This window comes from Pseudarthrobacter sp. TRD_SC_9 (assembly GCF_055361265.1).
Genome location: NZ_CM143956.1, coordinates 2,763,496 through 2,788,829, shown reverse-complemented (window position 1 = coordinate 2,788,829; position 25,334 = coordinate 2,763,496). Strand labels below are relative to the sequence as shown.

Genomic DNA, 25,334 nt, shown 5'->3' with positions numbered 1-25,334 from the left:
CCCTGCTAATCGTCCCGCCCGGCCCGCGCCCGGCTGCCCGTGGTGTTGCTGCGTGCGGGGTCGCCGCCCGCGGCAGCTGCACTGCCCGCGCCAGTGCCCGCGCCCGAGCCCGCGGCGGGTGAGCCCTGGCGTTTCCTGGCGCTCGTCAGCAGGACCCCGGAAATGACCAGGACCCCGCCCAGGATCTGCGGCACGGTAATCGGCTGTCCCATCAGCACAGTGATGATAGCGGTGAACACGGCGATCAGGTTCAGGTAATTGCCGGCGTTGGCAGCGGTGGTGGTCTTCAAAGCCAGGTTCCACAGCAGGTATGAACCGAGTGATGGGAACAGCGCCACAAAGGCGAGCGACCAGCCCTCAGACTGCGTGGTGGGAAATCCAGCCCCCGTGACCAGGGCGAAAGGACTGAGCATCACGGCGGCCATGACCACCTGGATGGCAGTTGACGTAATGGCGGGAACGGACAGCCGCCGGGCAATGATCGTATACAGCCCCCAGACGGAGATGGAGCCCAGCATCAGCAGCTCGCCGACGCCGACGGAGAAAGTGAGCAGCTTGTGCAGTTCGCCACCGGTGAGGACCAGCACCACACCCAAGAGTCCCAGGCCGATTCCCGCCCAGTTCAGGGGGCGCGGCCGGTCCCGCAGCAGGATCACGGCCATGACCACAATCAGCGCGGGGTTCGCTGCAGTAATGAGCGAGGCGTTCAGGGCTGAAGTATGTTGCAGGGCGCTGTACAGAAGCAGCGTATAACCGCTCATGCCCAGGATGCTGAGGAGCAGCAGCGAGGGCCAGTGCCTGAGGGCGGCCCGCCACTTCGGCCGGTCGATGGCATGCGCCAGGAGCAGCAGTGGAACGGCTGCCAGCGTCCAGCGCCAGAAGGTCAACTCAAGGGGCGCCATGGTTTTCAGAACAGCTTCGCCGACGACGAAGTTTCCGGCCCAGAAGAGGGCGGCGAGGGTCAGGTACAGGGCGGCGCGCACTGCTCAAATCTACAGGCGTGATTTCCGCCACAGACGAAATTCTGGCACTCACCTTGACCGAGTGCTAACCACTACATAGAGTCTTCATTAGCACTCTCCCATGGAGGGTGCTAATACATGAGAACTGCCAGCCAGGCTGCTGCCGGCACCGCGACGACGGTTTGCCAGCCATGTGCGGGCGGTTTCTTCAAGTCCATGAATTTGCTGACGAAAAGGAGAGGTCCGAGTGTCGGTCTCTATTAAGCCTCTTGAGGATCGTATTGTTGTCCGCCCGCTCGAAGCCGAGCAGACCACGGCTTCCGGCCTGGTCATCCCGGACTCCGCGCAGGAGAAGCCGCAGGAAGGCGAAGTTGTTGCAGTAGGCCCCGGCCGCTTTGACGACAACGGCAACCGGGTTCCCCTCGACGTCGCTGAAGGCGACGTTGTTATCTACTCCAAGTACGGCGGAACCGAAGTCAAGCACAGCGGTACTGAGTACCTCGTGCTGTCCGCCCGCGACGTTCTGGCGATCGTCGCTAAGTAACACTCCAAGGACCCCGCGCTGCTGATCCACTTCCGTTGTGATCGGCCGCGCGGGGTTTCTGTCTTGAAAGGACAACACCATGGCAAAGCAGCTTGCGTTTAATGACGCTGCCCGCCGGTCTCTTGAAGCCGGCATCGATAAGCTCGCCAACACCGTCAAGGTGACGCTCGGCCCGCGCGGCCGTAACGTCGTCCTGGACAAGAAGTGGGGCGCTCCCACGATCACTAACGACGGCGTCACCATCGCCCGCGAAGTTGAGCTGGACGACCCCTACGAGAACCTTGGCGCACAGCTGGCCAAGGAAGTCGCCACCAAGACGAACGACGTCGCCGGCGACGGCACCACCACTGCTACGGTCCTGGCCCAGGCCCTGGTCAAGGAAGGCCTGCGCAACGTTGCTGCCGGCGCAGCTCCCGGCCAGATCAAGCGCGGCATAGAGGTTTCTGTTGAAGCCGTCGCCGCACGCCTGCTGGAGAACGCCCGCCCCGTTGAAGGCACCCAGGTCGCCAACGTGGCTGCCATTTCGGCACAGAGCGACGAAATCGGCGAGCTCCTGGCCGAGGCATTCGGCAAGGTCGGCAAGGATGGTGTGATCACCATCGAGGAGTCCTCCACCACGCAGACCGAACTGGTCCTGACCGAGGGCATGCAGTTCGACAAGGGCTACCTGTCCCCGTACTTCGTCACCGACGCGGAACGCCAGGAAGCAGTCCTCGAGGATGCCCTCATCCTGATCAACCAGGGCAAGATCTCCTCGGTCCAGGAATTCCTGCCGCTGCTGGAGAAGGCGCTGCAGAGCTCCAAGCCGCTCTTCATCATCGCTGAAGACGTCGACGGCGAGGCTCTGTCCACGCTGATCGTCAACCGCATCCGCGGAACCCTGAACGTTGTTGCAGTCAAGGCTCCCGGCTTCGGCGACCGCCGCAAGGCCATGCTCCAGGACATCGCCACCCTCACCGGTGCCCAGGTTGTCTCCCCTGAGCTGGGCCTGAGCCTGGACTCGGTAGGCCTTGAGGTGCTGGGTACTGCCCGCCGCATCACGGTCACCAAGGACAACACCACCATCGTCGATGGTGCCGGGTCTGCAGAGGACGTCGCAGCACGCGTTGCCCAGCTGCGCGCCGAAGTAACCCGCACCGACTCTGACTGGGACAAGGAAAAGCTCCAGGAGCGCCTGGCCAAGCTGGCCGGCGGCATTGGCGTTATCAAGGTCGGTGCAGCCACCGAAGTTGAGCTCAAGGAAAAGAAGCACCGCATCGAAGATGCAGTGTCCTCCACCCGCGCCGCCCTCGAAGAAGGCATTGTGGCTGGTGGCGGTTCCGCCCTCATCCACGCCCTGAAGGCACTGGATGAGGATCCGGCCGTCAAGGCGCTCGACGGCGACGCTGCAGCTGCCGTGGGCATCGTCCGTCGCGCGCTGGTCCAGCCGCTGCGCTGGATTGCCCAGAACGCCGGTTTCGATGGCTACGTTGTCACCGCCAAGGTTGCCGAGCTGGAAACCAACAACGGTTTCAACGCCAAGTCCGGCGAGTACGAGGACCTGATCGGCGCCGGGGTTATCGACCCGGTCAAGGTCACCCGCGCTGCCCTGCGTAACGCTGCGTCCATCGCTGCCCTGGTTCTCACCACCGAGACCCTGGTGGTTGAGAAGCCGGCTGAGGAAGACGAGCACGCCGGCCACAGCCACTAGTCCCCACCGGGACTGGGCCTACGCCCATCCAAAGACCGGTCCGGCATCTGCCGGGCCGGTCTTTTTTGTGTCCGACGGCGGTCCTCTCCATCTCCGCGGCGCACACCGACCCATGGCAGACTGATGCCATGCTGCTCGACGAGCTCGTGAAAACCGCGGAGACCGTCGCGTCGACCCGCTCCCGGCTTGCGAAGGTCGACGCACTGGCCGATCTGCTGCGCCGTCTCGAACCGCTGGACATTGCGCCGGCCATTGGTTTACTCACCGCCAGGCCGCGGCAGGGCCGTGTGGGGATCGGTTGGCGCGCCATGTCTACGGCCACGGGGGAGCCGGCCGCCGAGCCGAGTCTTACTGTCGCTGACCTTGACGCGGCGCTGGACAGGTTGCTGGGTATGAGTGGGGCGGGATCTGCAGCGGAGCGGACAGCCGCCCTCCGGTCGCTGCTGGCGGCTGCCACCGGTCGCGAGCAGGCGTTCATCAGTGGGGTGCTGCTGGGGGAGCTGCGGACCGGTGCGCTCGAAGGAGTGCTGACAGATGCAGTGGCCCGGGCCGCTGATCGGCCGGTGGACGTTGTACGCCGCGCGGCGATGCTCTCAGGGGATCTCGGCGGGACTGCCCTGCTGGCGATCACGGGCACGCCGGCCCAGCTTGATGCAGTCGGCCTCGTCGTCGGGCGTCCCGTGCAGCCCATGCTCGCTGCAACTGCGGCCACCGTCAGCGAGGCCCTGGCCGTCACCGGGGAGGCCTCCGTGGAGTACAAACTCGACGGCGCGCGGATTCAGGTGCACCGCGTCGGCGACGACGTGCACATCTACACCCGCAACCTGGCCGACGTGACCCATAGGCTGCCCGAGGTGGTGGAGATGGTGCGCGGTCTGCCGGTCCACGACGTGATTCTCGACGGCGAGACCCTCGCCCTCGACGAGGACGGTGGTCCACGGCCATTCCAGCAAACCATGGCGCGGTTCGGCGCGGATGCGGCACGTGACACAGTCCTGCATCCGTGGTTTTTCGACGTGCTGCACGTGGACGGGCGGGATCTGCTTGATGAGCCATTGTCGGCCCGCATCGGCGTCCTAGAGCACATCGCCCCCGGGCATCGCATACCGGGGGAGATCACAGCGGATGCCGCTGTTGCCGAAAGAGTGTCACGCGACGCGCTCGCCGCGGGTCATGAGGGAGTGGTTGTGAAAGCGGTCGGATCCACCTATGCCGCCGGCAGGCGTGGTTCCAACTGGATCAAGGTGAAACCGGTGCTCACCTACGACCTCGTGGTGCTCGCATGCGAGTGGGGGTCGGGACGACGCACCGGGCTGCTGTCCAACCTGCACCTCGGAGCCCTGGATCCTACCGGCGAGTTCGGCGAGCCCGGCGGTTACGTGATGGTGGGTAAGACGTTCAAAGGCCTGACCGACGCGCTGCTGCGCTGGCAGACGGAGAGGTTCCAGGAGTTGGAGGTCCGGCGTACGTCAGGCACCGTCTGGGTAGAGCCAGTCACCCTGGTCGAGATCGCAATCGACGGCGTGCAGCGTTCCTCGCGCTATCCGGGCGGAATCGCCCTTCGGTTCGCGCGGGTCAAGCGCTATCGCGAGGACAAGACGGCGGCAGAGGCCGATACCATCCAGACCTTGCGCGCGCTGCTGCGTCCCTGACCGGCCGTCGTTTTCTGCCTGCCCTGATTGGTCAGGCCGTTACCGCTCGGTAGAATGGATGCTTTAGTTGCCCTGGGAGAGGTTTTTGTGTCGTTTCTGAGAACCGCTGTCCCATCGCAGGAGGCAGGGAAGCCATCTGTCAGCCGTAGCAGGAAGTCATCATTCCGGCCTGAAGTACAGGGCCTCCGGGCGCTCGCAGTCCTGATGGTCATGACCTACCACGTGTGGCTGGGGCGGGTGTCCGGGGGAGTGGATATCTTCCTGCTGATCTCGGCGTTCCTGCTGACTCTTTCATTCGTTCGCAAGGCGGAAGCGGGCCTGCAGTTCAACCTGCTGGGCCACTGGCTGCACCTCTTCAAGCGGTTGCTGCCAGCCGCCGTCGTGGTGATTCTTGCAGTCCTCGCCGGCACCTGGTTAATCCTCCCGGTGGGCCGCTGGGCGGAAATCCTGGACCAGGCGTGGGCGTCACTGTTTTACTACCAGAACTGGCTGCTGGCGGACACTGCCGTTGACTATTACGCGCAGGACCACGCCGGGGCGAGCCCGTTGCAGCACTTCTGGTCGCTGTCCATCCAAGGCCAGGTATTCATTCTCTGGCCACTGATCTTCGCCGGGTCTGCAATGGTGCTGGCCGGTATCCGTCGCTGGTGGCCCACGGGCAGCCTGAAACTGAGCTACCCCGCAGTGCTGGCGCTCGTCTTCGGCACTGTATTTGCGGCGTCGTTGGCGTTTTCGGTGCAGGAGACTTATACGAACCAGGCGTATGCCTACTTCGACACCCGCACCAGGCTGTGGGAGTTCGCCCTTGGCTCGCTGCTGGCACTGGGACTGCCTTACCTGAAACCGGGCAAAATGTTGCGCCTGGTACTTGGCTGGGCCGGCATGGTGGCCATGCTGTCCTGCGGGCTCGTGCTTGTGGTGGACCAGTCGTTCCCCGGATTCATCGCGCTCTGGCCCACCCTCGCGGCAGCAGCCATTATTGTGGCGGGCCAGAGCGGCAGCCGGTATGGAGCGGACCGCCTGCTCAGCTGGAAACCACTGGTGGCGCTAGGGGACAACTCCTACGCCCTGTACCTGTGGCACTGGCCCGTCCTGGTGTTCGCCCTCGCGGCCAAGGACCTTCAAGCACCCAACCTGATGCAGGGACTGGTGATAGTTGCTGCCTCCATTGCGCTGGCCGTCCTCACAACCCGGTTTGTGGAAAAGCCGTTGCGGGACTGGCGTTGGCCGCAGCTGCGGTCCTGGCGTACCGCCGTCGTCATAGCCGCGTGCGTAGCCCTGCTGGCCGGGCCGGCGGCCGTATGGCAGACCACCATGACGTCCGAGGAAGCCGCTACGGCAGCCCAGTCCGCTGAGCTCACACCAGGTGCCGCCCAGCTTAGCCCGGAGCGGGCGGGCATGCCGGTCCCAGAGGCCCGGGTCATCCCCGGACCGGCAGCCCTTCCCAACGACTGGGCCGGCCTGAAGGAGTCCTGTTCCGGCCCTAATGCTCCGTCGGATCCGATCCTGGAGGGTTGCCAGCAGCAGACCCCGGCCGGCGAAGTCACGAAGCGCATCGTGGTCCTGGGCGACTCCCACGCTCAGCAGTACCTCGGTGCCCTGGCGCCGATCGCCGAGTCCCGGGGCTGGGAACTCGTGACGCTGCTGATGCCTGCGTGCCGCTTCGGAGCCGAATCTCCTGAACGGCGCGATGAGTGCAATGCTCACAACCGGGCCAGCGGCGCGTACGTGCTGGAGCGTCGGCCCGACGCGGTATTTACGGTGGCATCGCTCACTCTTGAACATGCCCCGTTCGAGATCGCGGTGCCAGGGTACCTTGAAGGCGTCCGGCCCCTTGCCGATGCCGGGATCGAAATCATCGGAATCCGGGACAACCCCCGGTTCACCACCAACGTCGCCGAATGCGCTCAGCATAAAGGGCCCTCCGCAGCGGAATGCGGCGCCCCACTTAGTGAGTCACTCGCAGAAGTCTCACCGTTGGGCGAGTTTGTGGACCAGGTTCCGGGCCTCTACCTGATGGACCTCAGCGACCTGATATGTGTGGATGACACCTGCCCGGCAGTGGTGGGCAACGTCTACGTCTACAAGGACGACAACCATCTCACCCGGACCTATGTGGAAAGCATGATCCCCATGTTTGAGCAGCGGCTCCTGGCAGCGACGGGCTGGACCTGACCCCTGTCCGGCCGTGGATGGCGCGTGCCATTGCTCACACCCGGCATCCGGAATAGGGGGATTCCCTGCAAGGTTCTAATATTTATAGAACAGCTCCACCGTCCCGGCAGCAGTTCGCCGGACCACTTCTGCACAGGCCAGACCCGTAATGACGGGCTGGTCATCGGCTGCAATCCCTACCCGTGAACCCGGCAACTTAAGGTAAGAGGCGCACTCATGACTCAGCCCGAACACAACCCCTTCGGCTTTATCGGCCTGACCTACGATGACGTCCTGCTCCTTCCCGGACACACTGACGTCATCCCGTCCGACGCCGATACCTCCTCGCGGATCTCAAAGCGGATCACCGTGCAGACTCCGTTGCTGTCGGCCGCCATGGATACCGTCACCGAATCGCGCATGGCAATCGCCATGGCCCGCCAGGGCGGGCTGGGAGTGGTGCACCGCAACCTCTCCATTGCGGACCAGGCCGACCAGGTGGACCGCGTCAAGCGCAGCGAGTCCGGCATGATCACGAACCCGCTTACCATCCGCCCCGAGGCCACGCTCCAGGAACTGGACCATCTGTGTGCCCAGTACCGCGTCTCCGGCCTTCCCGTGGTGGATGCTGAGAACCGCCTGCTCGGCATCGTCACCAACCGGGACACCGTCTTTGTGCCAGAGTCCGACTATCCGTTGCGGCTGGTCAGCGATGTCATGACCAAGATGCCGCTGGTCACAGGCCATGTGGGCATCAGCCGTGAAGAGGCCTCGCACAAGCTGGCCACCAACAAGATCGAAAAGCTTCCACTGGTTGACGAACAGGGCCGCCTCAAGGGCCTCATCACCACCAAGGATTTCACCAAGGCGGAGCAGTACCCCTTGGCCACCAAGGACGACGAAGGCCGGCTGCGGGTCGGGGCGGCGATCGGCTTCTTTGGCGACGGCTGGGAGCGGGCCATGACGCTGGTGGAAGCCGGCGTCGATGCTCTCTTCGTTGACACCGCCAACGGCCACTCGCAGGGCGTGCTGGACATGATTGCCCGGCTCAAGGCCGAGAAGTCAGCCGCGCACGTGGACATCATCGGCGGCCAGGCAGCCACCCGCGAAGGCGCGCAGGCACTAATCGACGCCGGTGCCGACGGCATCAAGGTGGGTGTAGGCCCCGGTTCCATCTGCACCACCCGCGTGGTGGCCGGCGTCGGCGTTCCGCAGATCACCGCCATCTATGAGTCTGCCAAGGCAGCGATTCCGGCCGGCGTTCCGCTCATTGCCGACGGCGGGCTGCAGTACTCGGGTGACATCGGCAAGGCGCTGGTTGCCGGCGCCGACACCGTGATGCTGGGCTCGCTGCTGGCAGGCTGCGACGAATCCCCGGGCGACCTGATCTTCGTCAACGGCAAGCAGTTCAAGTCCTACCGTGGCATGGGCTCGCTGGGGGCGATGCAGTCGCGCGGAAAGAACACGTCCTTCTCCAAGGACCGCTACTTCCAGGCGGACGTCTCCGGTGACGACAAGCTGATTCCCGAAGGCATCGAAGGCCGGGTTGCGTACCGCGGGCCGTTGTCCTCCGTGGCGTACCAGCTGGTGGGTGGCCTGCGCCAGACGATGTTCTATGTTGGCTCGCCGACCATTGCTGAGCTGAAGGCCCGCGGAAAGTTCGTCCGCATCACCTCTGCCGGGCTCAAGGAATCCCACCCTCATGACATCCAGATGACGGTGGAAGCGCCTAACTACGGGTCACGCTGACCCGAATGCCTGAACCCCGCCATCCCGCCGGGCTCAACGGAAAGAAGCCCCAGCGCAAGCTGGCGCTGAAGCCGTACGCCCGTGCGGTGGCGCAGGTGCTTCGGGTCAGTTTCAGAGCGTCGCCGGCCGCCGTCATCATGAAGGTGGTCGGCTCCCTCATCTCCGCTACGCTGCCATTGGTCACCACGTACTTCGCGGCGTTGACCACTACAGCGCTTGCAGCTGCTTATGCGGGGGATGCCGGGGCCGGGCAGCAGGCCATCGTGTACGTCATTGTGACCGCGGCGCTGGGGCTCTTTTGGGGTTCCTTCAGCAGTATCGACCGCTACATCCAGCAGCTGATGAGCTTCCGGGTCGGGGCAATCGTGGGCGACCTGATGTACGAGCGCTTCCTGGCGCTGGAGTTCTGGCGGTATGACGACAAGGACACCGTGGACCTGTACGACAGGGCCAAGCGGTTTTCGGATTCCTATGCCAGGGTCCTGGACCGGATCGCTGCCATCTTCACCCAGCTGGTGTCGGTCATTCTGGCCATTGGCGCGCTGCTGCTGGTGAGCTGGTGGATCGCAGTGATTGTGCTGGTGGCCATTGTGCCCAGCGTGTACCTGCAGTTCAGGCTGTCCCGTGAGCAGATTGCGCACTGGAATACCCAAGTGGATTCCCGGCGCAAACGGCGCATGATTGAGAACAACCTGCTGCGGCCTCAGCATATCGCTGAGATGCGGCTGTACGGGATCGTCAGCTATCTTATGGGCTTGCGTTCCCGGCTGCGGGACGAGGACGAGAAACGGCGCCTGGATTTCCAGAAGCGCTATATTCCCAAACAGCTTGCGGCAGATGCCCTGCAGTACGGCGCCGAGGTAGTGTCGCTGATTTGGGTGGTGGGCCAAATCATCGCCCATGCCCAGCCTGTGGGCCAGTTCCTCTACGTCCAGCAGATTGTCAGCCGGGCGCTGTCCACGGCGAACAACCTGGTGTCCTCGCTGAGTTCCATCGACGAGGACCTCGCCAACCTCAAGGATTATGAGCAGTTCATGGAGCTGCCGGTGCACTCGGACCACGCGCCCGCGCTCCAGGACACGCCGCAGGAAGTGGAGCTGCGTGACATCCGGTTCACGTACACCGGCAGCGAAACCGAAGTGATCAAGGGCATTAATCTGACCATCGCTTCCGGACAACACATTGCGATTGTAGGGGAGAACGGTGCCGGCAAATCCACGCTGATCCGCATCCTCGCCGGACTGTACCGGCCCGATTCAGGGCAGGTAATGCTCGACGGCGTGGATCTCGCCGCCGTCGACGTCACCTCCTGGCACCGCCACCTTGCAGTTCTGAGCCAGGAGTTCCTGAAGTACGAGTTCGCCACCGCTGCCGAAAACATCCGGTTCGGCGACGTCGACGCGCCGCGCGATGATGACCGGATCCGGAAATCCGCAGCCGATGCCGAGGCCCTGGAGTTCATCAACAAGCTGCCCAACGGCCTGGACAACCATGTCAGCAACTGGATGGAGGATCCGCGCGGACGGAAGGGAAGCGGCCTCAGCGGGGGCCAGTGGCAGCGGCTGGCGATGGCCCGGAACTTCTACCGGCGGGCCTCCTTCATGATCATGGACGAGCCCACGTCAGCGATTGACGCGCTGGCTGAACACCGGATCTTCACCCGGCTGTTCGCGGACCGCGGCAGCACCATCATCGCGATCAGCCACCGCCTGGCCACCATCGAAAAAGCCGACATTGTCTACATGCTCGAGGATGGCCGGATCGTGGAGCAGGGCACTCATAAGGAACTCGTGGCCTTGCGCGGCCGTTACTTCAGGATGTTCGAATCGCAGCTCAGCGTCGATGATGCCGGCGTCGCCTGAGGCCTTGGTTCTCTGCAGCGGAGCAGCGCTGTGAGTCAGAGCGGTCCGTAGCCGGCGTTGCCGTACGGGTCGCGCCAGGTGGCAAGGTCCTTTTCCACGGCCATGCGCAGTTCCGGGTTCGCTTGGACCCGCAGCCGGAAGGATTCGCGGGCCCGGCCCATCACCGCGGACGGGACCACAATGCACGCGACCAGGACGGCCAGGATGAGCACGAATGACCCCACTAGCGTTATGGCCGTACCGTCGTCCTTCGCGATGGCCAATGGCAGGTAGATGGACAGGATGCCACCCAAAGCGACCGCCAGCACGGCCACCATGGTGATGCCGCCGCGGACGTTACCGGGGCCTCGGGTGATGAGCAGCTTGTTCGTATCGGGAAGCATGCCGCGAACCCGTTTCCACGAGATCAGGCCGAGTACCATGAGGGCGGCACCCATGGGGCAGAGCACCAACCCCGCGACAGGGTTCCCTGACACGGCTGAGAAGAACACGCCCGCCATGGCAAGGACGGACCCGCCGGCGATCGCGCTGCTCCAGGCTGCCGCTCGGGTGCCTTGGGCATCGGCCAGTTGCCGTAAACGGGACGGCGCGTTTGGCGGACTGATTCTGGCCAGTTCGGGGGAGAGCCAATAGTCCAGGGAATGTGCGGGCTGGGGAGCCCAGCGATCAACAGGAACTGACATCTGCACTACAGTCCAAGGCCTTCACGCAACCGCACATCCAGCTCTTCGGCACGCAAGGGTACGGAGGGAAGATTTTCCCCTTCACCAGTCGCCAACGCCAGGGAGCCATCCGGTTCGGCTTTCACGTGGACGACCCGGAATTGATTGCCGGGAAGATGACGGCGCAGCGTGCCGGCCGCCGGACGCCCGTCCGGGGCCGTGCCAAGGTAGAAGTTGACCATTTCGATGGCAGTCGTGAACATTCCGTCGGCATCGGTGAGCGGCCGTAGTTCGTGTACTCCATACTTGCTCAGGCTCAGGACCAAGGCGCCATCTGCCGAGCCGAAGAGAAAGTAGACATGTTCAGATTTTGGGGTGACGAGGGCGACTTCCAGCCAGGCGTCCGACGTGGCAAGCACGCCTGTTATGGCGACCGCAGGGCCAACCGGAACGAGGGCCTCGTTTTCCACCGTCATGAGGCCCCGCTCCATAAGAGTGGCAATTCCGGCCTGCTCCAGCGGAGCGCCGGCAGCGTGGTCAAGGCGGAACATGGTCTGGCATTTGAGCGCACCGGTAGTTCCGGCCAGTGCGATAAGGGCGATGAGTTCGTGCTCCGTGATCAGGACGGGAGCGTCGTCTTGGGTGGTCATGAAAGCCTTTTTGTAGACGGGTATCGGATTCAGTCTAGGGAAATCGAATCATCAGGTGACCCAGCCCCACACTTTCTTGGCTCCGTCGGCTACAGCATCCACTGCTTCCTTGGCGCCGTCGGCCACACTGCTGGCAACATTCTGTGCCCCCTCCCAGACGTGCTTCGCGCCGTCGGCGACCATTTCAGAAGCTGAGCCATATCCGAGGTGTGTCGCCAGTAGTCCCATGCCGCCCCAGGCGATGCCGGCCACCGCAAAGAATGGGCCCACGCCTGGTATGAAGCTTCCGCCAGCCAGGACTGCTGAAATGCCGCCGTCAATGGCCATCCCCGTGTTTCCGGTGTGAATGCCCTGTGCAATTTGGAAACCTCCGGTGACGACACCCAAGACTCCAGACAACCGGCCGAGCATCGCCGTCCCATTGAGGGTCTGAGTTCCCCGCATGTAACCCATGCCTGGGGTCTGACCGTACTGTGCGTTCAACCAAGGCCAGTTGGTCAGTTTGGTGATGAGCCCGCCCTTGGACATGGTGGCCAACAGATCGTCGGCATAGAGACCCGCACTGGTAACGGCGGCATTCGCTGCCCACCATTCGGGGCTGCCAACCACCGACAGGAGGCCCTCCAACCCACTGGTTGGCGTATCGGATGGGCTTCCCGACGATCCAGGGCCACTGCTGCCGCTGCTGGCACTTTGTTGCTCATCAGCTTGAACCAGGAGCATCTTTGAGGCGTCGCTCAGCGATTGTGATGCGCGGTGAAGCATAGGCCGCAGATTGCCGCTCCATTCGCGACGGAACTGCTCTCCGTCGTTGCCCTTCCAAAGGGCGCTGCCGACGAGGCTGTTGATTTGCTGTTCCGTGGTCCGAAGCCGCGTTCCGGACTGTGCCATTGATTTAGACAACTCCCGAAGCTGCGCGATGTCTGCCCCGTACAAACCTGGCGCCAAGATTTCCCCCATGTGTGTGAACTAAGAATGTTGCAAAGTGAACCGGTTCATCACGCTACCTGCTGCCGGAGCCAGCCGCGATGGGGACATGTTCCCATGTGCGCTGGGATAACCTAGAGCAGTGACTTACGAGATTGAGATCGGCCGTGGCAAGCGTGGGCGTCGTGCCTACTCACTGGATGACATCGCGATTGTCCCCAACCGTCGTACCCGCGACCCCAAAGACGTATCGGTCTCATGGCAGATTGACGCCTACAAATTTGATATGCCGGTGATTGCGGCACCCATGGATTCGGCCATGTCCCCACAGACCGCCATCGCGCTTGGCGGACTAGGTGGCCTGGGTGTGCTGGACCTTGAGGGATTGTGGACCCGTTACGAAGACCCGCAGGCTGTCCTTGATGAACTCGCTGCCCTGTCCGGCGAGTCCAGCAACCCCGCTGTGACGCGGAAAATGCAGGAGCTTTACAACGCACCAATCCAGCCTGAACTCATCACCTCCCGGCTGGCGGAGATCCGCGCCGCAGGGGTCACCGTTGCTGGTTCCCTGACCCCGCAACGCACCCAGGAGCATTACAAGACGGTGCTGGCTGCCGGCGTCGATATTTTTGTGATCCGTGGTACCACGGTGTCGGCCGAGCACGTATCCAAGGACCACGAGCCGCTGAACCTCAAGCAGTTCATCTACGAACTGGACGTTCCGGTGATCGTGGGAGGCGCCGCGGGTTACACCCCTGCGCTGCACCTTATGCGTACGGGCGCAGCCGGCGTCCTGGTGGGCTTCGGCGGCGGCGCCACCACCACAACGCGCCGTGCCCTGGGCATCCATTCGCCCATGGCCTCCGCCATCTCCGACGTCGCCGCCGCACGGCGCGATTACATGGATGAGTCCGGCGGACGGTACGTCCACGTCATTGCCGACGGCGGAATGGGCACCTCCGGGGACATCGTCAAATCGATTGCCATGGGCGCCGACGCCGTGATGCTGGGTACCGCGCTGGCGCGCGCTGAAGAGGCACCGGGCAGGGGCTGGCACTGGGGCCAGGAGGCCCACCACCTGGAACTTCCGCGCGGCGACAGGGTCAACGTGGGAACCGTTGGTCCCCTGGACGAGGTGCTGTTCGGACCGGGCCACCACACCAACGGAACGTCCAACCTGATCGGTGCGCTGCGCCGCTCCATGGCCACTACAGGGTATTCGGACCTGAAGGAGTTCCAGCGGGTGGACGTCGTCGTTTCGCCGTACTCAGGCAATTAGCACGGCGTCGTTTTTCAGAACACTGCAGGAAGGGCAGGGGGATTGGCTGAATAAACGCAGCCGGTCCTCCCTGCCCTTCCCCGTCTCCGCGAAGTAGGGTTAAGGCACCAGACCCCGCGTGATGGAGGCTTTCGATGTCGAACGATCCGAGCAGCAACGGCGCATTGGGGCCCGACGCCCGGGCAGCTTCGCTGGAACGCCTCAAGGCCAGCAGCCAGCCCGGCCAGGAGCTGGATATCCTGATCGTCGGCGGCGGAATCGTCGGAACCGGCTCAGCCCTGGACGCCGTAACGCGTGGCCTCAGCGTCGGCATCGTCGAGGCCAATGACTGGGCCGCCGGCACGTCCTCCAGGTCCTCCAAGCTCATCCACGGGGGCCTGCGTTACCTGGAAATGCTGGATTTCGCCCTGGTTAAGGAGGCCCTGCAGGAACGAGGCCTCCTGCTGTCCGAACTGGCGCCGCATCTGGCCCGTCCGGTCCCCTTCCTGTACCCGTTGACCAAGCCGTTTATCGAGCGCCCGTACGTGGGCGCCGGGATCGCCCTGTATGACATCTTGTCCGTTTCAGGCGGCCACAGCAGGGGGGTACCTTTCCATAAGCACCTCAGCCGCCGCGGCACACTGCGGGCGGCCCCCAGCCTGAAGAAGGATGCCTTCGTTGGCTCCATCCGGTACTACGACGGCCAGGTGGATGACGCCAAATACGTGGCCAACCTCATCCGGACTGCTGCCCACTATGGTGCCCACGCAGTCAACCAGATGTCGGTCGTTAACTTCCTGCGTGAGGGTGAACGCGTGGTGGGCGCCAAGGTGGTCAATCACGAGGACGGGGATACGTTCGACATCCGGGCCAAGCAGGTCATTAACGCCACCGGTGTGTGGACGGATGAAACGCAGGCCATGGTGACTGACCGGGGCCAGCTGAAGGTGCGGGCCTCTAAAGGCATCCACCTGGTGGTGCCGCGCGACCGTTTCCAGTCAACAGTGGGCCTCATTCTTCGCACCGAGAAATCGGTCCTGTTCGTCATTCCGTGGGGGCGGCACTGGATCATCGGCACCACGGATACCGACTGGAACCTGGACAAGGCCCACCCGGCGGCGTCCAGCAAGGACATCGACTATATTCTCGAACACGTCAACACCGTGCTGCAACGGCCTCTCACCCGCGAGGACGTGGAAGGCGTGTATGCGGGGCTGCGCCCGCTGCTGGCCGGCGAAAACGACTCAACGGCCAAGCTCTCCAGGGAACATGTGGTGGCACACCCGGTCCCGGGCCTGGTGGTAGTAGCTGGCGGCAAATGGACCACCTACAGGGTGATGGCAAAGGATGCCGTGGATGAGGCAACCAGGAGCATGGACGAGCGCGTACCACCTAGCTGCACGGAAACCATTCCGCTGCTGGGCGCCACCGGATACAAGGCGGCCTGGAACCGCCGCAGCCGCACGGCCGAGGAATTTGGTGTGCACGTTGCCCGCGTGGAGCACCTGCTTAACCGGTATGGATCTATGGCCAATGAGGTGCTGGCGCTGATCAGGGAAGACCGTTCGCTGGGCGAGCCACTGCCCGGTGCAGACGACTACCTGCAGGCGGAGGCCGTCTATGCTGCCACCCACGAAGGCGCACGCCACGTCAATGACGTCCTCACCCGCCGGACCAGGATTTCCATCGAGGCCTGGGACAGGGGTGTTTCTGCTGTTCCTGTGGTCGCTAAGCTTATGGGGAACATTCTTGGCTGGAGTGATGCACAGCGCGAGAACGAGATCAAGCACTACATCGCACGCGTGGAAGCCGAACGCTTGAGCCAGCAGCAGCCGGACGATGAATCGGCGGACGCCGCGCGGATGGGAGTGGAAGACATCGTCCCGCTGAAGTGACGCCGTCCGGCATGTATGAACACTTCCACTTTGAAGGGACCTGCCTTGGCGGAACCATTTGACCGGTATGACGCGGAACTGACCACCCCGGAAATGGTGGTCCTGGAACTTGTCGCAACGGACAAAGCGGACGCCGCGCGTCAGCTGGCCGAGCGACTCCACGCGGCCGGACGGGTAACCGACCTGCCCAGGTTCCTGGACCACGTCAACGCCCGCGAACACCAACTCGCCACCGGCCTGCCGGGCGGTATCGGCCTCCCGCACGCGCGCAGTGAGTTCGTCAAGCAAACGTCCATTGCCGTGGGAATTACCAAGTACGGGCATGCACTGGACTTTGGTGCCTCGGACGGACCTGCAACTGTAATCCTGCTGATCGCCACACCGGCCAGTTCCTTCTCCGAGCACCTTGAGGTCCTGGCCACCCTGGCCAGGTCTCTATCGAAGGAATCGTTCCGGGAGTCCCTGCGCCGTGCATACGACGCCGAGGTTATTGCCGAGCTCATCAATTCCAGCCTGGTCTTCTTCGATCACTGACCGGATGGCCGGCCGGCTCCACGTTTAGTTGTTCTACAGCGGAACGAAGTACGGTTAAGGGGTGTGGAAAACAGCCCTTAAGCCGCAGTGGATCGCAGGTTTCATTTTTGCGATCGTTGTTTCCGGGGTGTTTGTCCTCCTTAGCCAATGGCAGTTCGGCCGTTCAACCACGCCCGAGATTCCGGTCAACCCTGCTACCGAAGACGTACGCCCGCTGACTGAAACCCTGGAGCCCGGCAGCTTCTTCCCAGGTTCCGTGGCCGACCAGATGGTCACGGCCGGCGGATCCTATGACCCCGCCAGGCAGGTACTGGTGGCGGAGCGGCTCAATGACGGCGTCAAAGGCTATTGGGTGGTTGACGCCTTTAAGGTGGACGGCGCCCCTGTCCTGCAAGGCGTGGCTGCCTCGCCCGATACCTGGATCCCGGTAGCGCGCGGCTGGGTGGCGGATCCTGCCAGCGCCCCGGCACCGCCGTCGGGAACCATCAGCCTTACCGGACGGCTGCTGCCGTCCGAGGCCCCGCTTGCCGATACCGATCCAGGGCCGGGCCGGGCCAGCGCCGTCTCCACCGCGGAACTGATCAACGAATGGAACGTCAGCAGCTACCCGGCGTTTATTTCCGCAACCACTGAACTGGCGGCCGGCGCAGATGTTTCCGCTGCCGCCGTCGAAAGTCCCCTGAAGGCCCTGGAGATCGGTCCGCAGCCGCCCGCGCAAAAGGTCAATTGGCTCAATCTTTTCTACTCTGTGGAGTGGGTTGTCTTCGCCGGGTTCGCACTGTTCATCTGGTGGCGGCTGGTCAAAGACGACTACAACCGGGACCGTGAAGAGGAACTGGACGACGACGAAGACCACGAAGACGGCGGTGACTACCACCGTGACGCTGGCGGTGACCATCCCCCTCTTCCCCCTACACACCACAGCGAGGTAACACAATGATCGACCCCAAACCGGCCGTCCCCGCCGAAGAGTCTGCCAGTGCCCCCCGGCCCAAGAAACGCCGCTTCGGGGGGACGGCAGCGCAGATTCGCTCCGCCCTTACGTTTTACAAGGTGCTCGCGTACCTGACCGGGGCCATGCTGCTGCTGCTGTGCGCCGAGCTGATTGCCCGTTATGGGTTTGGCAGCTACCTGTTCGCCGGCGGAACCGATGCCGTGACCGGCCAATCATTCGGGCTCGGGTTTGCCGACGCTGAACCGCCCGGCGTGATCGGCGGCCTCAACCTCTCCGTAACGGTCCTGATTGTGCACGGCTGGATGTATGTGGTGTACCTGATGGCCACTTTCCGGCTCTGGTCACTGATGCGCTGGTCCTTCGTCAAGATGATCGTGCTGGCACTGGGCGGCGTGGTCCCGTTCCTGTCCTTCATCGTGGAGAAGAAGTTCCATCGCGAGGTGGAAGCCGAACTCGCAGCGAATCCCGCAGCTTCGAAACGGTACTGATTGCCGCTGCGGGGAAGTCTGCTGCGTCACAGCGGAGCCCCTGAAGATGCGCGGGGGCAGCGGCGCCAAGTAGTCTTGATCGGTGACTACTCCCACTGCATCCCAGACTTCCCAGAAGCCGGTGCTGGTTGTTGACTACGGTGCCCAGTACGCGCAGCTGATAGCCCGCCGCGTCAGGGAAGCGAATGTGTATTCGGAAGTGGTTCCGCATACGTACACCACCGAGCAACTCCTGGCCAGGAACCCCGCCGCCATCATCCTTTCCGGCGGTCCGGCAAGCGTATATGCCGACGGCGCCCCCAGCGTTGGTTCCGACCTCTTCGAAGCCGGCGTCCCCGTCTTCGGTATCTGCTATGGCTTCCAGGCCATGGCCAACGCCCTTGGCGGCAAGGTCGACAAGACCGGCCTGCGCGAGTACGGCTCCACAGAGACCACGCTCCTGGGTGAGGGACGCTCCGTTCTCGAAGGAATGCCGCAGCACCAGAAAACCTGGATGAGCCACGGCGATTCCGTGCATGAGGCTCCGGAAGGCTTTGAAGTGCTGGCCACCACCGCCGGTGCCGAAGTTGCGGCCTTCGCCAACGAGGAAAAGTGCCTTTACGGTGTGCAGTGGCACCCGGAGGTCAAGCACTCCGCCTATGGCCAGCAGGTCCTCGAGAACTTCCTGTTCAAGGGCGCCAGACTGGAGCCCAACTGGACTACGGGCAACATCCTCGAAGAGCAGGTTGACCGCATCCGCAAACAGATCGGCGACGCCAGGGTCATATGCGGCCTCTCCGGCGGCGTTGACTCGGCAGTAGCCGCAGCTCTCGTACAGCGCGCTGTCGGCGATCAGCTGACCTGCGTGTTCGTTGACCACGGACTGCTGCGCGAAGGCGAAGCCGAACAGGTGGAGCGCGACTTCGTGGCGGCCACCGGCGTCAAGCTGTACGTTGCCAATGAGCAGGAGCGCTTCCAGGCCGCCCTGGCCGGCGTGAGCGATCCCGAAACCAAGCGCAAAATCATCGGCCGGGAGTTCATCCGCGCCTTTGAGGAAGCCGAGCGCGCCATCATCGCCGAGGCCGCCGCGCATGGCGAGAAGATCAAGTTCCTGGTTCAGGGCACCCTGTACCCGGACGTCGTCGAATCCGGCGGTGGTGAAGGCGCAGCGAACATCAAGAGCCACCACAACGTGGGCGGCCTCCCGGAGGATCTGCAGTTCGAGCTCGTGGAGCCGTTGCGTGCCTTGTTCAAAGACGAGGTCCGTGCCGTTGGCGCACAGCTTGGCCTGCCGCAGGAAATCGTCGGCCGCCAGCCCTTCCCGGGCCCTGGCCTGGGAATCCGCATTGTTGGTGAGGTCACGAAGGAACGCCTGGACCTGCTGCGAAAAGCCGATGCCATTGCCCGCGCGGAACTGACTGCTGCCGGGCTGGACAACGAAGTGTGGCAGATGCCCGTGGTGTTGCTTGCGGACGTGCGCAGTGTGGGTGTTATGGGCGATGGACGTACCTATGGCCACCCGATCGTGCTCCGGCCGGTCTCTTCCGAAGATGCCATGACAGCCGACTGGTCCAGGCTTCCCTATGACCTGCTGGCCCGCATATCCAACCGCATCACCAATGAGGTGGACGGCGTCAACCGCGTGGTGCTGGATGTGACCAGCAAGCCGCCGGGAACCATCGAGTGGGAATAACGATGTGAGCGGCCGGCCCCGGAAGGGGCCGGCCGCTTCGTCTTTCCAAGGTCAATTCGTTCCATACAGTGTTGCGGTCTCTCACTGCCTGCGGATTCCGGCTACTCTCGAATGCATGCCGGTATGGTCCAGGGCGTCACGTGTAAACGCAGAAAAGAAGGCAGTAGTGTCAGTTGGTCAAGGCCAAACAGAGGGTTCTGAGGAGTTCCGGAAATGGCTCTCGGGGCTCAAACCTGTCACCGGGGCAGATACACTGCTGCGTTTCACTAAAACACCCGAAGGCTGCATCGATCTGACATCTGCGCATCCCTCCGGTCTGGCGCAGCTGATGGCAGGGCGACGCACGCGCCTCTCCACACTGATCCGCGACAGGCAGCAGTATGTCGTCGCCGCCAGGGCCTCGCGGAACCTCCGCTCCAAGATCTTCGAACTTGGCAATGACCGTGGCATCGACGCCGGTTACTTTTCCGCAGGCACGGTTGTATGGACGTCCGCGGTCGGGGGGAAGCCGCAACGCGTTTCGGCCCCGGTGATGCTTGCCGGAATCTCACTGACTATCCGCCCGGGCGAGGACGACTACGAACTCCAGCTGACCGAACAGGCCAGCCTGAACCCTGCCCTGGTCCGGCACCTGAAGAACATCCACGGTATCGTCTTCGACGTCAACAACCTGACCCGAATGGCCTACAGCACCGCCCGTTTCGACCCTCAACCCGTTTTGGATCGGCTCGCGGCCATCGTCCAGCCGATCCACGGTTCCGAGGTCCAGCACAATCTCCTGGTTTCGACCTTCGCGGACCTGTCCGGGAACCTGGATGACCCCTGGATCAATGAGCGCAATCCGCTCGTGTCCGCCCTCGCCAAGGCAGCAGCAGGTGAGGCCCCCGCCGTCGAACCAGCGGACCCCAAACGTTTTCCCGGCGTCGATGAACGCCACCCTGCCGATGAGCTCCTGCTTCTGGACGCCGACGCGGACCAGCAGTACGTCCTTGATACCGCACGGGCCGGCGACTCCTTGGTGGTCAGCTCGCCGCCAGGAACCGGGCAGACGCAGACTGTCATCAATACCATCGGCACGCTGGTTGACGCCGGCAAGACCGTCCTGGTGGTAGGGGACCGGCGGGCCAGCCTCAACGAGGTGGCGGCCCAGCTCGAAGGCCGTGGCCTGGATTCCGCGCTCCTCCAGCTGGCCGGCAACAGTTCGCCTCAGCAGCTGAAGGCCCAGTTGGTCCGCGCCATTGTCCGGAACGAAAAGTCTTTGGAACCGCAGCTGGACAACCTGCACAAGACCCTCACCGAACATCGTCACGCCCTTGTGGATCACGTGTCCTCGCTGCACAACGTGCGGGAGCGCTGGGGCTGCTCGCCCTACCAGGCCATGCAGTCCCTGGCCGAGCTGACGTCCATCCAGCCCGCTCCTGCCACCACAGTGCGCCTGAAGAGAAGCGTCCTTGACAGCATCCGCGACCGGAGCGAACTTGCCGGCCGGCTGAAGCGGGCGGCAGAGCTGGGCAGTTTCAGCAAGGCCTCCACCGCCAGCCCCTGGCACGGAGCACGGCTGCTCACACGCAAGGAAACTGAAGAGGCGCAGGAGCTGGCGCGCTCCGTGGAAAAGAACCTCCCGCTGTTGCGCGACCGCATGAAGGCAGTTGCCGACCATGCGGAAATCAGGCTTGGCACCACGTTCGCTGAATGGGGCGAGCAGCTGGATCTGCTCATCGCTGTACGTGAGAGCCTGGACAAGTTCACGCCGGACATTTTCGACAGGCCCGTCAACGATCTCATTTCAGCTACCGCGTCCTCAGCCTGGCGCCGGGAACGCAATATCGAGATGGCGTCCATGCAGCGTTCGCGGCTGCGGCGGGTAGCCAAGGAATATGTTCGTCCGGGCGTCCATATTGCAGATCTGCACAGTTCGCTGGTGCTGGTGCAGGACCAGCGGGCTCTCTGGGCCGGATACGCCACAACCCAGCGGCATCCGGCAGTGCCGTCCGGCTTGGCCGAGATCAACGTTATGTACCGCTCACTGGGCCGCGAGCTGACGGGTCTGGGCGAAGCCCTGAAGCACACAGAAGCCGGGGGCGCCCTGGAATCCACTCCCTATCAGGACTTGATGGCGCGTCTTGAAGCGCTGGCCGCGGACACCCGTTCCTTGAACACCCTGCCGGAACGCACCCTGTTGGTGGAAAACATGCGGGAGCACGGGCTGGGTGAGCTGCTGGCAGACCTTGCCGAACGTGAAGTTCCGGCAGAAGCCGTGGCCGCCGAGTTGGATCTTGCCTGGTGGCAGTCGGTCCTTGAAGCCATGATCAGCGGCGACGACTACCTGGCCATGTCCGACGGCGATGCCCTCCGCAAGCTGGAGGCCGAGTACCGCCTGGCTGACAACGCACACATCGCCAGCGGGGCGGCACGGTTGCGTTGGACTCTGGCCGAGCGCTGGCGCACCGCAATTGGCAGCGAACCCAGGCAGGCCGATCAACTCCGCGGGTTGCTTAAGGATGGCCGTGTAACGCTTGGAGCATTGGGCGCCCTTGCACCGGACATGGTCTCCACGCTGGTGCCGGTCTGGGCGGTCAGCCCGTACCTGATGACCGGCCTACTGCCGGCCAGCCAGGGTTTTGACGCCGTCATCATCCTCGACGCCGAGGCGACCTCCCTGCAGGCGGTGCTGCCGGCCATCGCGCGCGCCAGGCAGGTTATTGCCTTCGGCGACGACCGCATCGCCAGCCCGCGGACCTTTACCGTTGGCGTGGAGAGGCTGGCGGCCGGTGAATCTGCCCATCAGCAGGTGGAAAGCGCCTTCGCAGCCTTGTCCAAAGTGCTGCCGGCTTGGCGGTTGCGGTCTGTGTACCGGGCCATCGACGAAGACCTGGTCCTTCAGCTGAGCAGGAGCTTTTACGACGGCGGGCTCCGTCGCCTTCCGGAGGGCCAGACCGCCACCGGACTGGATCGCTCCCTTGTGGTTGAGTACCTGCCGGACGGCACCGGATTGCCGAGTGCAGACCACGACAGTGTGGAATCCGTGGTGGCCGAAGTCAACCGCGTGGTGGAGCTGGTGTTCGAGCATGCTCGTCTGCGGCCGCGCACGTCGCTGGCCGTTGTTACCGCAAGCCTGCGCCACGCTGCCAGGATCGGTGAGGCCATCCGCCTGCAGCTGCCCAACTATCCCGGCCTTTCCGGTTTCTTCTCGGCCGGCAGCGAATCCTTCCGCGTGGTGGATTTGGAACGGGCCCAGGGAATGGTCCGTGACCACGTCATCTTCTCCCCAGGTTTTGGCCGCACCCCGCATGGCCGCGCCCTGCACGGGTTTGGACCCCTGTCAGCCGAGGGCGGTCGGGCGAAGTTTGCACTGGCCATGACTCGCGCCCGGCGCTCCATGCACGTCCTGAGCTGCTTCCGGCCCGAAGACCTGGACCGGACCCGGCTGAGCCACGGTGCCGTTGATCTGTACGAGCTGCTGGACCGGGAAATTGCCGGAAACTCTGACTTGGGAAGCCCTGTCTCCCGTGCGGCGGCGAGCGAGCAGTCGTTGGGCGCCGATCCTTTGGTCGCCGACCTCGCTGAACGCCTTCGGGCCCGCGGAGCCAGGGTCTGGCACCAGTACGACGGCGTCCTGGACGTTGCCGCTGCAGCGGATCCCCTTAGCACCATGGGCAAGGACGACAGCGAGATCCCGCGGCCGGCTGCTATTGAATCTGATGGCACGGAACGGTACCGGGCCATGAGTGTGCGTGAACGGAGCCGCCTGCGCCCGCAACTGTTGGAGCGACTAGGCTGGCGCTACATGCCACTGTGGACCATTGAAGTCTTTACGGATCCTTCCTCCTGTGCTGACCGCATCGCGGGTTATCTTGGATTGGAGAACGTTCCCGTAACAGCCCGGCATGGCGCTGCGGGCGGGTTCTTCGATGACGACGTTGAGCGCCTGACGCTGGAAAGCGCCGCGAACGACCACGCCGCCGTGCAGTCAGGCAGCCAGCAGGGCGGCCGACGCCAGCGCCAGGGCCATCAGTCGGCGGCCGCCGGACACGGCCATCACGAAAAGCGCGAACCAGCCGGCCAGGATGAAGAGGCCGGCCGGAAGGATCACATCATGAACCAGCAGCACGCGAACGACGCCGATGCTTCCGCCACCGAAGCTTCAGCAGTTCCGGCAAGCACAGGAGCCGCGCAGGAATCAGGCCCCTCCGAAGCTGCCACCTCCGCAGCTTCCTCGTCCGCAGCCTCTGACGGGGAACCGGCAGTCGGGCAGGATTCGGATCGTCAGCCGCTCCACGCCGTGAGCCTGGTTCCGAACAAAGCCGCCGAGGATGATCCTCGGCGTTGGGGTGACACCTCGGACCACGATCACGACGCCTGGCTGCGGGAGCAGAAGCCGCCGCACTGGGGCTAGGCACTGAAGGGGTGCGGTACTTACGGGCCCGCGCCAACCATCACAAAGAACAGCTTTCCCTGGCTGGAGGCTCCGGCCAGCCGCCCGGCCTGGGCGGGGCTGGCAGCTACCACCACCAGTCCTTCGGTCTCACCTGATCCCAGCCATTCGCTGCTTTCGCCGCCCTTGCCTGAGGTCCATAGGACGGCCACGCCTTCTGCAAGAACCTCCGAAGGCACGCCGCTGCCGTAGCCTCCGTCTGAAGATTTGACGATGTTCACCAGCTGGCCGGGGGACAGGAGCTGGATGGACGCAGGGTCCGCCATTCTCAGCGGAACTGCGGCAGAGCCCTCCGGTGCTCCGGCAAGGAGGCCCTGGCCCACTAGCTGGGCCGTGGTAAGGATTTGGCTCTGAAGGACCGGTGAGGCCAGTTGCTTTCCTGTGAGGGCAGGCAGTTCGGTGAACGTCCCGTCCACCAGGAGCTCCGGGGGAACGCTTAACTGCCTCAGATCCGTGGCGCCAAGGGTGGCGCCTGCCGGGAGGTCACGTGCCGCGGCGAGAACCGTGGCTGTACTGATGGGAGCGGGCGTGAGCTGGTGAACTGTCAGCCCGGCAGCCAGGGATAACAACATTGCTATGGCAAGACGGCGCCTGCCCCGAAGCCAACCAAGAATGCCGGCGGGTGAGTGGTGTCGGGTGCCGGCCGCACGATTGCCGGGTCCCCGGAATCGAGACTGCAGGATTTTTAGGGCCTGCGTTCTGGAGGCGCTTGGGAGGGGACGTTGCAATGCTGCCGGGCTATGGGAAGCCCAGGTATCCGAAGGGCGCACCCGGCGACGGGGAGCAGCATCCGGCTGCGGGTCTGCTGGCGTGTACGGGAAGACTGGCATACAGGAACCGTAGGTCCGCGTACCGCACCTGCTGAAGGGGTCCGACGTCGTATGTGGATAACCCGTGGTGTTGTGAATAGCCCGGAAGCAGAAAGCTGCCCCAGGTGAAGGCAGGGCGCCTAGCCCGCCGTTGCCGCCGCTGCAGCAGGGGCAGGGGCAGGGGCAGGTGACGGAGCCGCAGGCGCGCCGGAGGCGCCAGCCGGGGCTGCGGAAACAGTGCTGCCCTTCGAATCGCGCGAATCGGTGCGGTAGAAGCCGCTGCCCTTGAAGACGACGCCGACGCTGTTGAACTTCTTGCGCAGGGAGCCCTGGCATTCAGGGCATTCGGTCAGTGTGCTGTCAGTGAAAGACTGAAAGATGTCGAAGTCGTTACCGCAATCTTTGCAGGCATATGCATACGTGGGCACTGATGATC

General features: G+C 63.8%; 19 protein-coding genes. 13 read left to right on the top strand and 6 right to left on the bottom strand.

Features of this window, described 5'->3' with window-relative positions; genetic code table 11:
- Positions 1-5: 5 nt before the first annotated feature.
- On the bottom strand, positions 6-983 hold the full coding sequence (locus ACWA13_RS12915) for a DMT family transporter (protein ID WP_463934604.1): 978 nt from the start codon (positions 981-983) through the stop codon (positions 6-8).
- A gap of 226 nt (positions 984-1,209) precedes the next feature.
- Here ACWA13_RS12915 and groES point away from each other — a divergent pair, with 226 nt between their 5' ends.
- The 6 genes from groES (at position 1,210) to ACWA13_RS12885 (ending at position 10,613) form a co-directional block, all read left to right on the top strand.
- Complete coding sequence (gene groES, locus ACWA13_RS12910; protein WP_463934603.1) at positions 1,210-1,506, top strand: co-chaperone GroES; 297 nt, start codon at positions 1,210-1,212, stop codon at positions 1,504-1,506.
- A gap of 79 nt (positions 1,507-1,585) precedes the next feature.
- Positions 1,586-3,196 (top strand): chaperonin GroEL, encoded by a 1,611-nt coding sequence (gene groL / locus ACWA13_RS12905; RefSeq protein ID WP_463934602.1) that lies wholly within the window; start codon positions 1,586-1,588, stop codon positions 3,194-3,196.
- Between the two features lie 128 nt (positions 3,197-3,324).
- Entirely contained in the window at positions 3,325-4,848 is a 1,524-nt protein-coding gene (locus ACWA13_RS12900) for an ATP-dependent DNA ligase (RefSeq protein WP_463937928.1), read from the top strand.
- 210 nt (positions 4,849-5,058) lie between these two features.
- Positions 5,059-7,023 carry an acyltransferase family protein gene (locus ACWA13_RS12895; protein ID WP_463934601.1) on the top strand — a complete coding sequence of 655 codons (1,965 nt, stop codon included), beginning with the start codon at positions 5,059-5,061 and terminating at the stop codon, positions 7,021-7,023.
- Between the two features lie 216 nt (positions 7,024-7,239).
- Entirely contained in the window at positions 7,240-8,751 is a 1,512-nt protein-coding gene (gene guaB / locus ACWA13_RS12890) for an IMP dehydrogenase (protein WP_463934600.1), read from the top strand.
- Between the two features lie 5 nt (positions 8,752-8,756).
- Positions 8,757-10,613 (top strand): ABC transporter ATP-binding protein, encoded by a 1,857-nt coding sequence (locus ACWA13_RS12885; protein ID WP_463934599.1) that lies wholly within the window; start codon positions 8,757-8,759, stop codon positions 10,611-10,613.
- A gap of 35 nt (positions 10,614-10,648) precedes the next feature.
- Here the strand turns inward: ACWA13_RS12885 and ACWA13_RS12880 are convergent, their stop codons facing one another.
- The 3 genes from ACWA13_RS12880 to ACWA13_RS12870 are packed head-to-tail and all read right to left on the bottom strand — an operon-like array spanning position 10,649 to position 12,828.
- Positions 10,649-11,296 carry a hypothetical protein gene (locus ACWA13_RS12880; RefSeq protein ID WP_463934598.1) on the bottom strand — a complete coding sequence of 216 codons (648 nt, stop codon included), beginning with the start codon at positions 11,294-11,296 and terminating at the stop codon, positions 10,649-10,651.
- A gap of 5 nt (positions 11,297-11,301) precedes the next feature.
- Positions 11,302-11,925 (bottom strand): hypothetical protein, encoded by a 624-nt coding sequence (locus tag ACWA13_RS12875; protein ID WP_463934597.1) that lies wholly within the window; start codon positions 11,923-11,925, stop codon positions 11,302-11,304.
- Between the two features lie 51 nt (positions 11,926-11,976).
- The gene (locus ACWA13_RS12870) at positions 11,977-12,828 is read right to left on the bottom strand and encodes a WXG100 family type VII secretion target (protein ID WP_463934596.1); all 852 of its coding nucleotides are present in this window, start codon (positions 12,826-12,828) and stop codon (positions 11,977-11,979) included.
- A 166-nt stretch (positions 12,829-12,994) separates the two neighbouring features.
- Here ACWA13_RS12870 and ACWA13_RS12865 point away from each other — a divergent pair, with 166 nt between their 5' ends.
- The 7 genes from ACWA13_RS12865 to ACWA13_RS12835 all read left to right on the top strand — a co-directional run bounded on the left by ACWA13_RS12865 (position 12,995) and on the right by ACWA13_RS12835 (position 24,050).
- A complete protein-coding gene (locus ACWA13_RS12865) occupies positions 12,995-14,131 on the top strand; it encodes a GuaB3 family IMP dehydrogenase-related protein (protein WP_463934595.1) in 1,137 nt (378 codons plus the stop codon).
- 134 nt (positions 14,132-14,265) lie between these two features.
- Positions 14,266-16,005, top strand: a complete 1,740-nt coding sequence (locus tag ACWA13_RS12860) for a glycerol-3-phosphate dehydrogenase/oxidase (RefSeq protein ID WP_463934594.1) — start codon at positions 14,266-14,268, stop codon at positions 16,003-16,005.
- Between the two features lie 45 nt (positions 16,006-16,050).
- Positions 16,051-16,539 (top strand): PTS sugar transporter subunit IIA, encoded by a 489-nt coding sequence (locus tag ACWA13_RS12855; RefSeq protein WP_463934593.1) that lies wholly within the window; start codon positions 16,051-16,053, stop codon positions 16,537-16,539.
- Positions 16,540-16,600: 61 nt separating this feature from the next.
- Positions 16,601-17,479: an SURF1 family protein gene (locus ACWA13_RS12850; protein WP_463934592.1), complete on the top strand. Its 879-nt coding sequence runs from the start codon at positions 16,601-16,603 to the stop codon at positions 17,477-17,479.
- Positions 17,476-17,982, top strand: coding sequence for a DUF3817 domain-containing protein (locus ACWA13_RS12845; RefSeq protein WP_463934591.1), 507 nt, complete (start codon positions 17,476-17,478; stop codon positions 17,980-17,982). The genes ACWA13_RS12850 and ACWA13_RS12845 overlap by 4 nt, the downstream gene beginning before the upstream one ends.
- Positions 17,983-18,064: 82 nt before the next feature.
- Positions 18,065-19,654, top strand: a complete 1,590-nt coding sequence (gene guaA, locus ACWA13_RS12840) for a glutamine-hydrolyzing GMP synthase (protein ID WP_463934590.1) — start codon at positions 18,065-18,067, stop codon at positions 19,652-19,654.
- Positions 19,655-19,769: 115 nt separating this feature from the next.
- A complete protein-coding gene (locus ACWA13_RS12835) occupies positions 19,770-24,050 on the top strand; it encodes an AAA family ATPase (protein ID WP_463934589.1) in 4,281 nt (1,426 codons plus the stop codon).
- Between the two features lie 20 nt (positions 24,051-24,070).
- On the opposite strand, the gene ACWA13_RS12830 is transcribed toward ACWA13_RS12835, so the two are convergent.
- On the bottom strand, positions 24,071-24,661 hold the full coding sequence (locus tag ACWA13_RS12830; protein ID WP_463934588.1) for an RcpC/CpaB family pilus assembly protein: 591 nt from the start codon (positions 24,659-24,661) through the stop codon (positions 24,071-24,073).
- 377 nt (positions 24,662-25,038) lie between these two features.
- A complete protein-coding gene (locus ACWA13_RS12825; protein WP_463934587.1) occupies positions 25,039-25,326 on the bottom strand; it encodes an FmdB family zinc ribbon protein in 288 nt (95 codons plus the stop codon).
- Positions 25,327-25,334 lie beyond the last annotated feature (8 nt).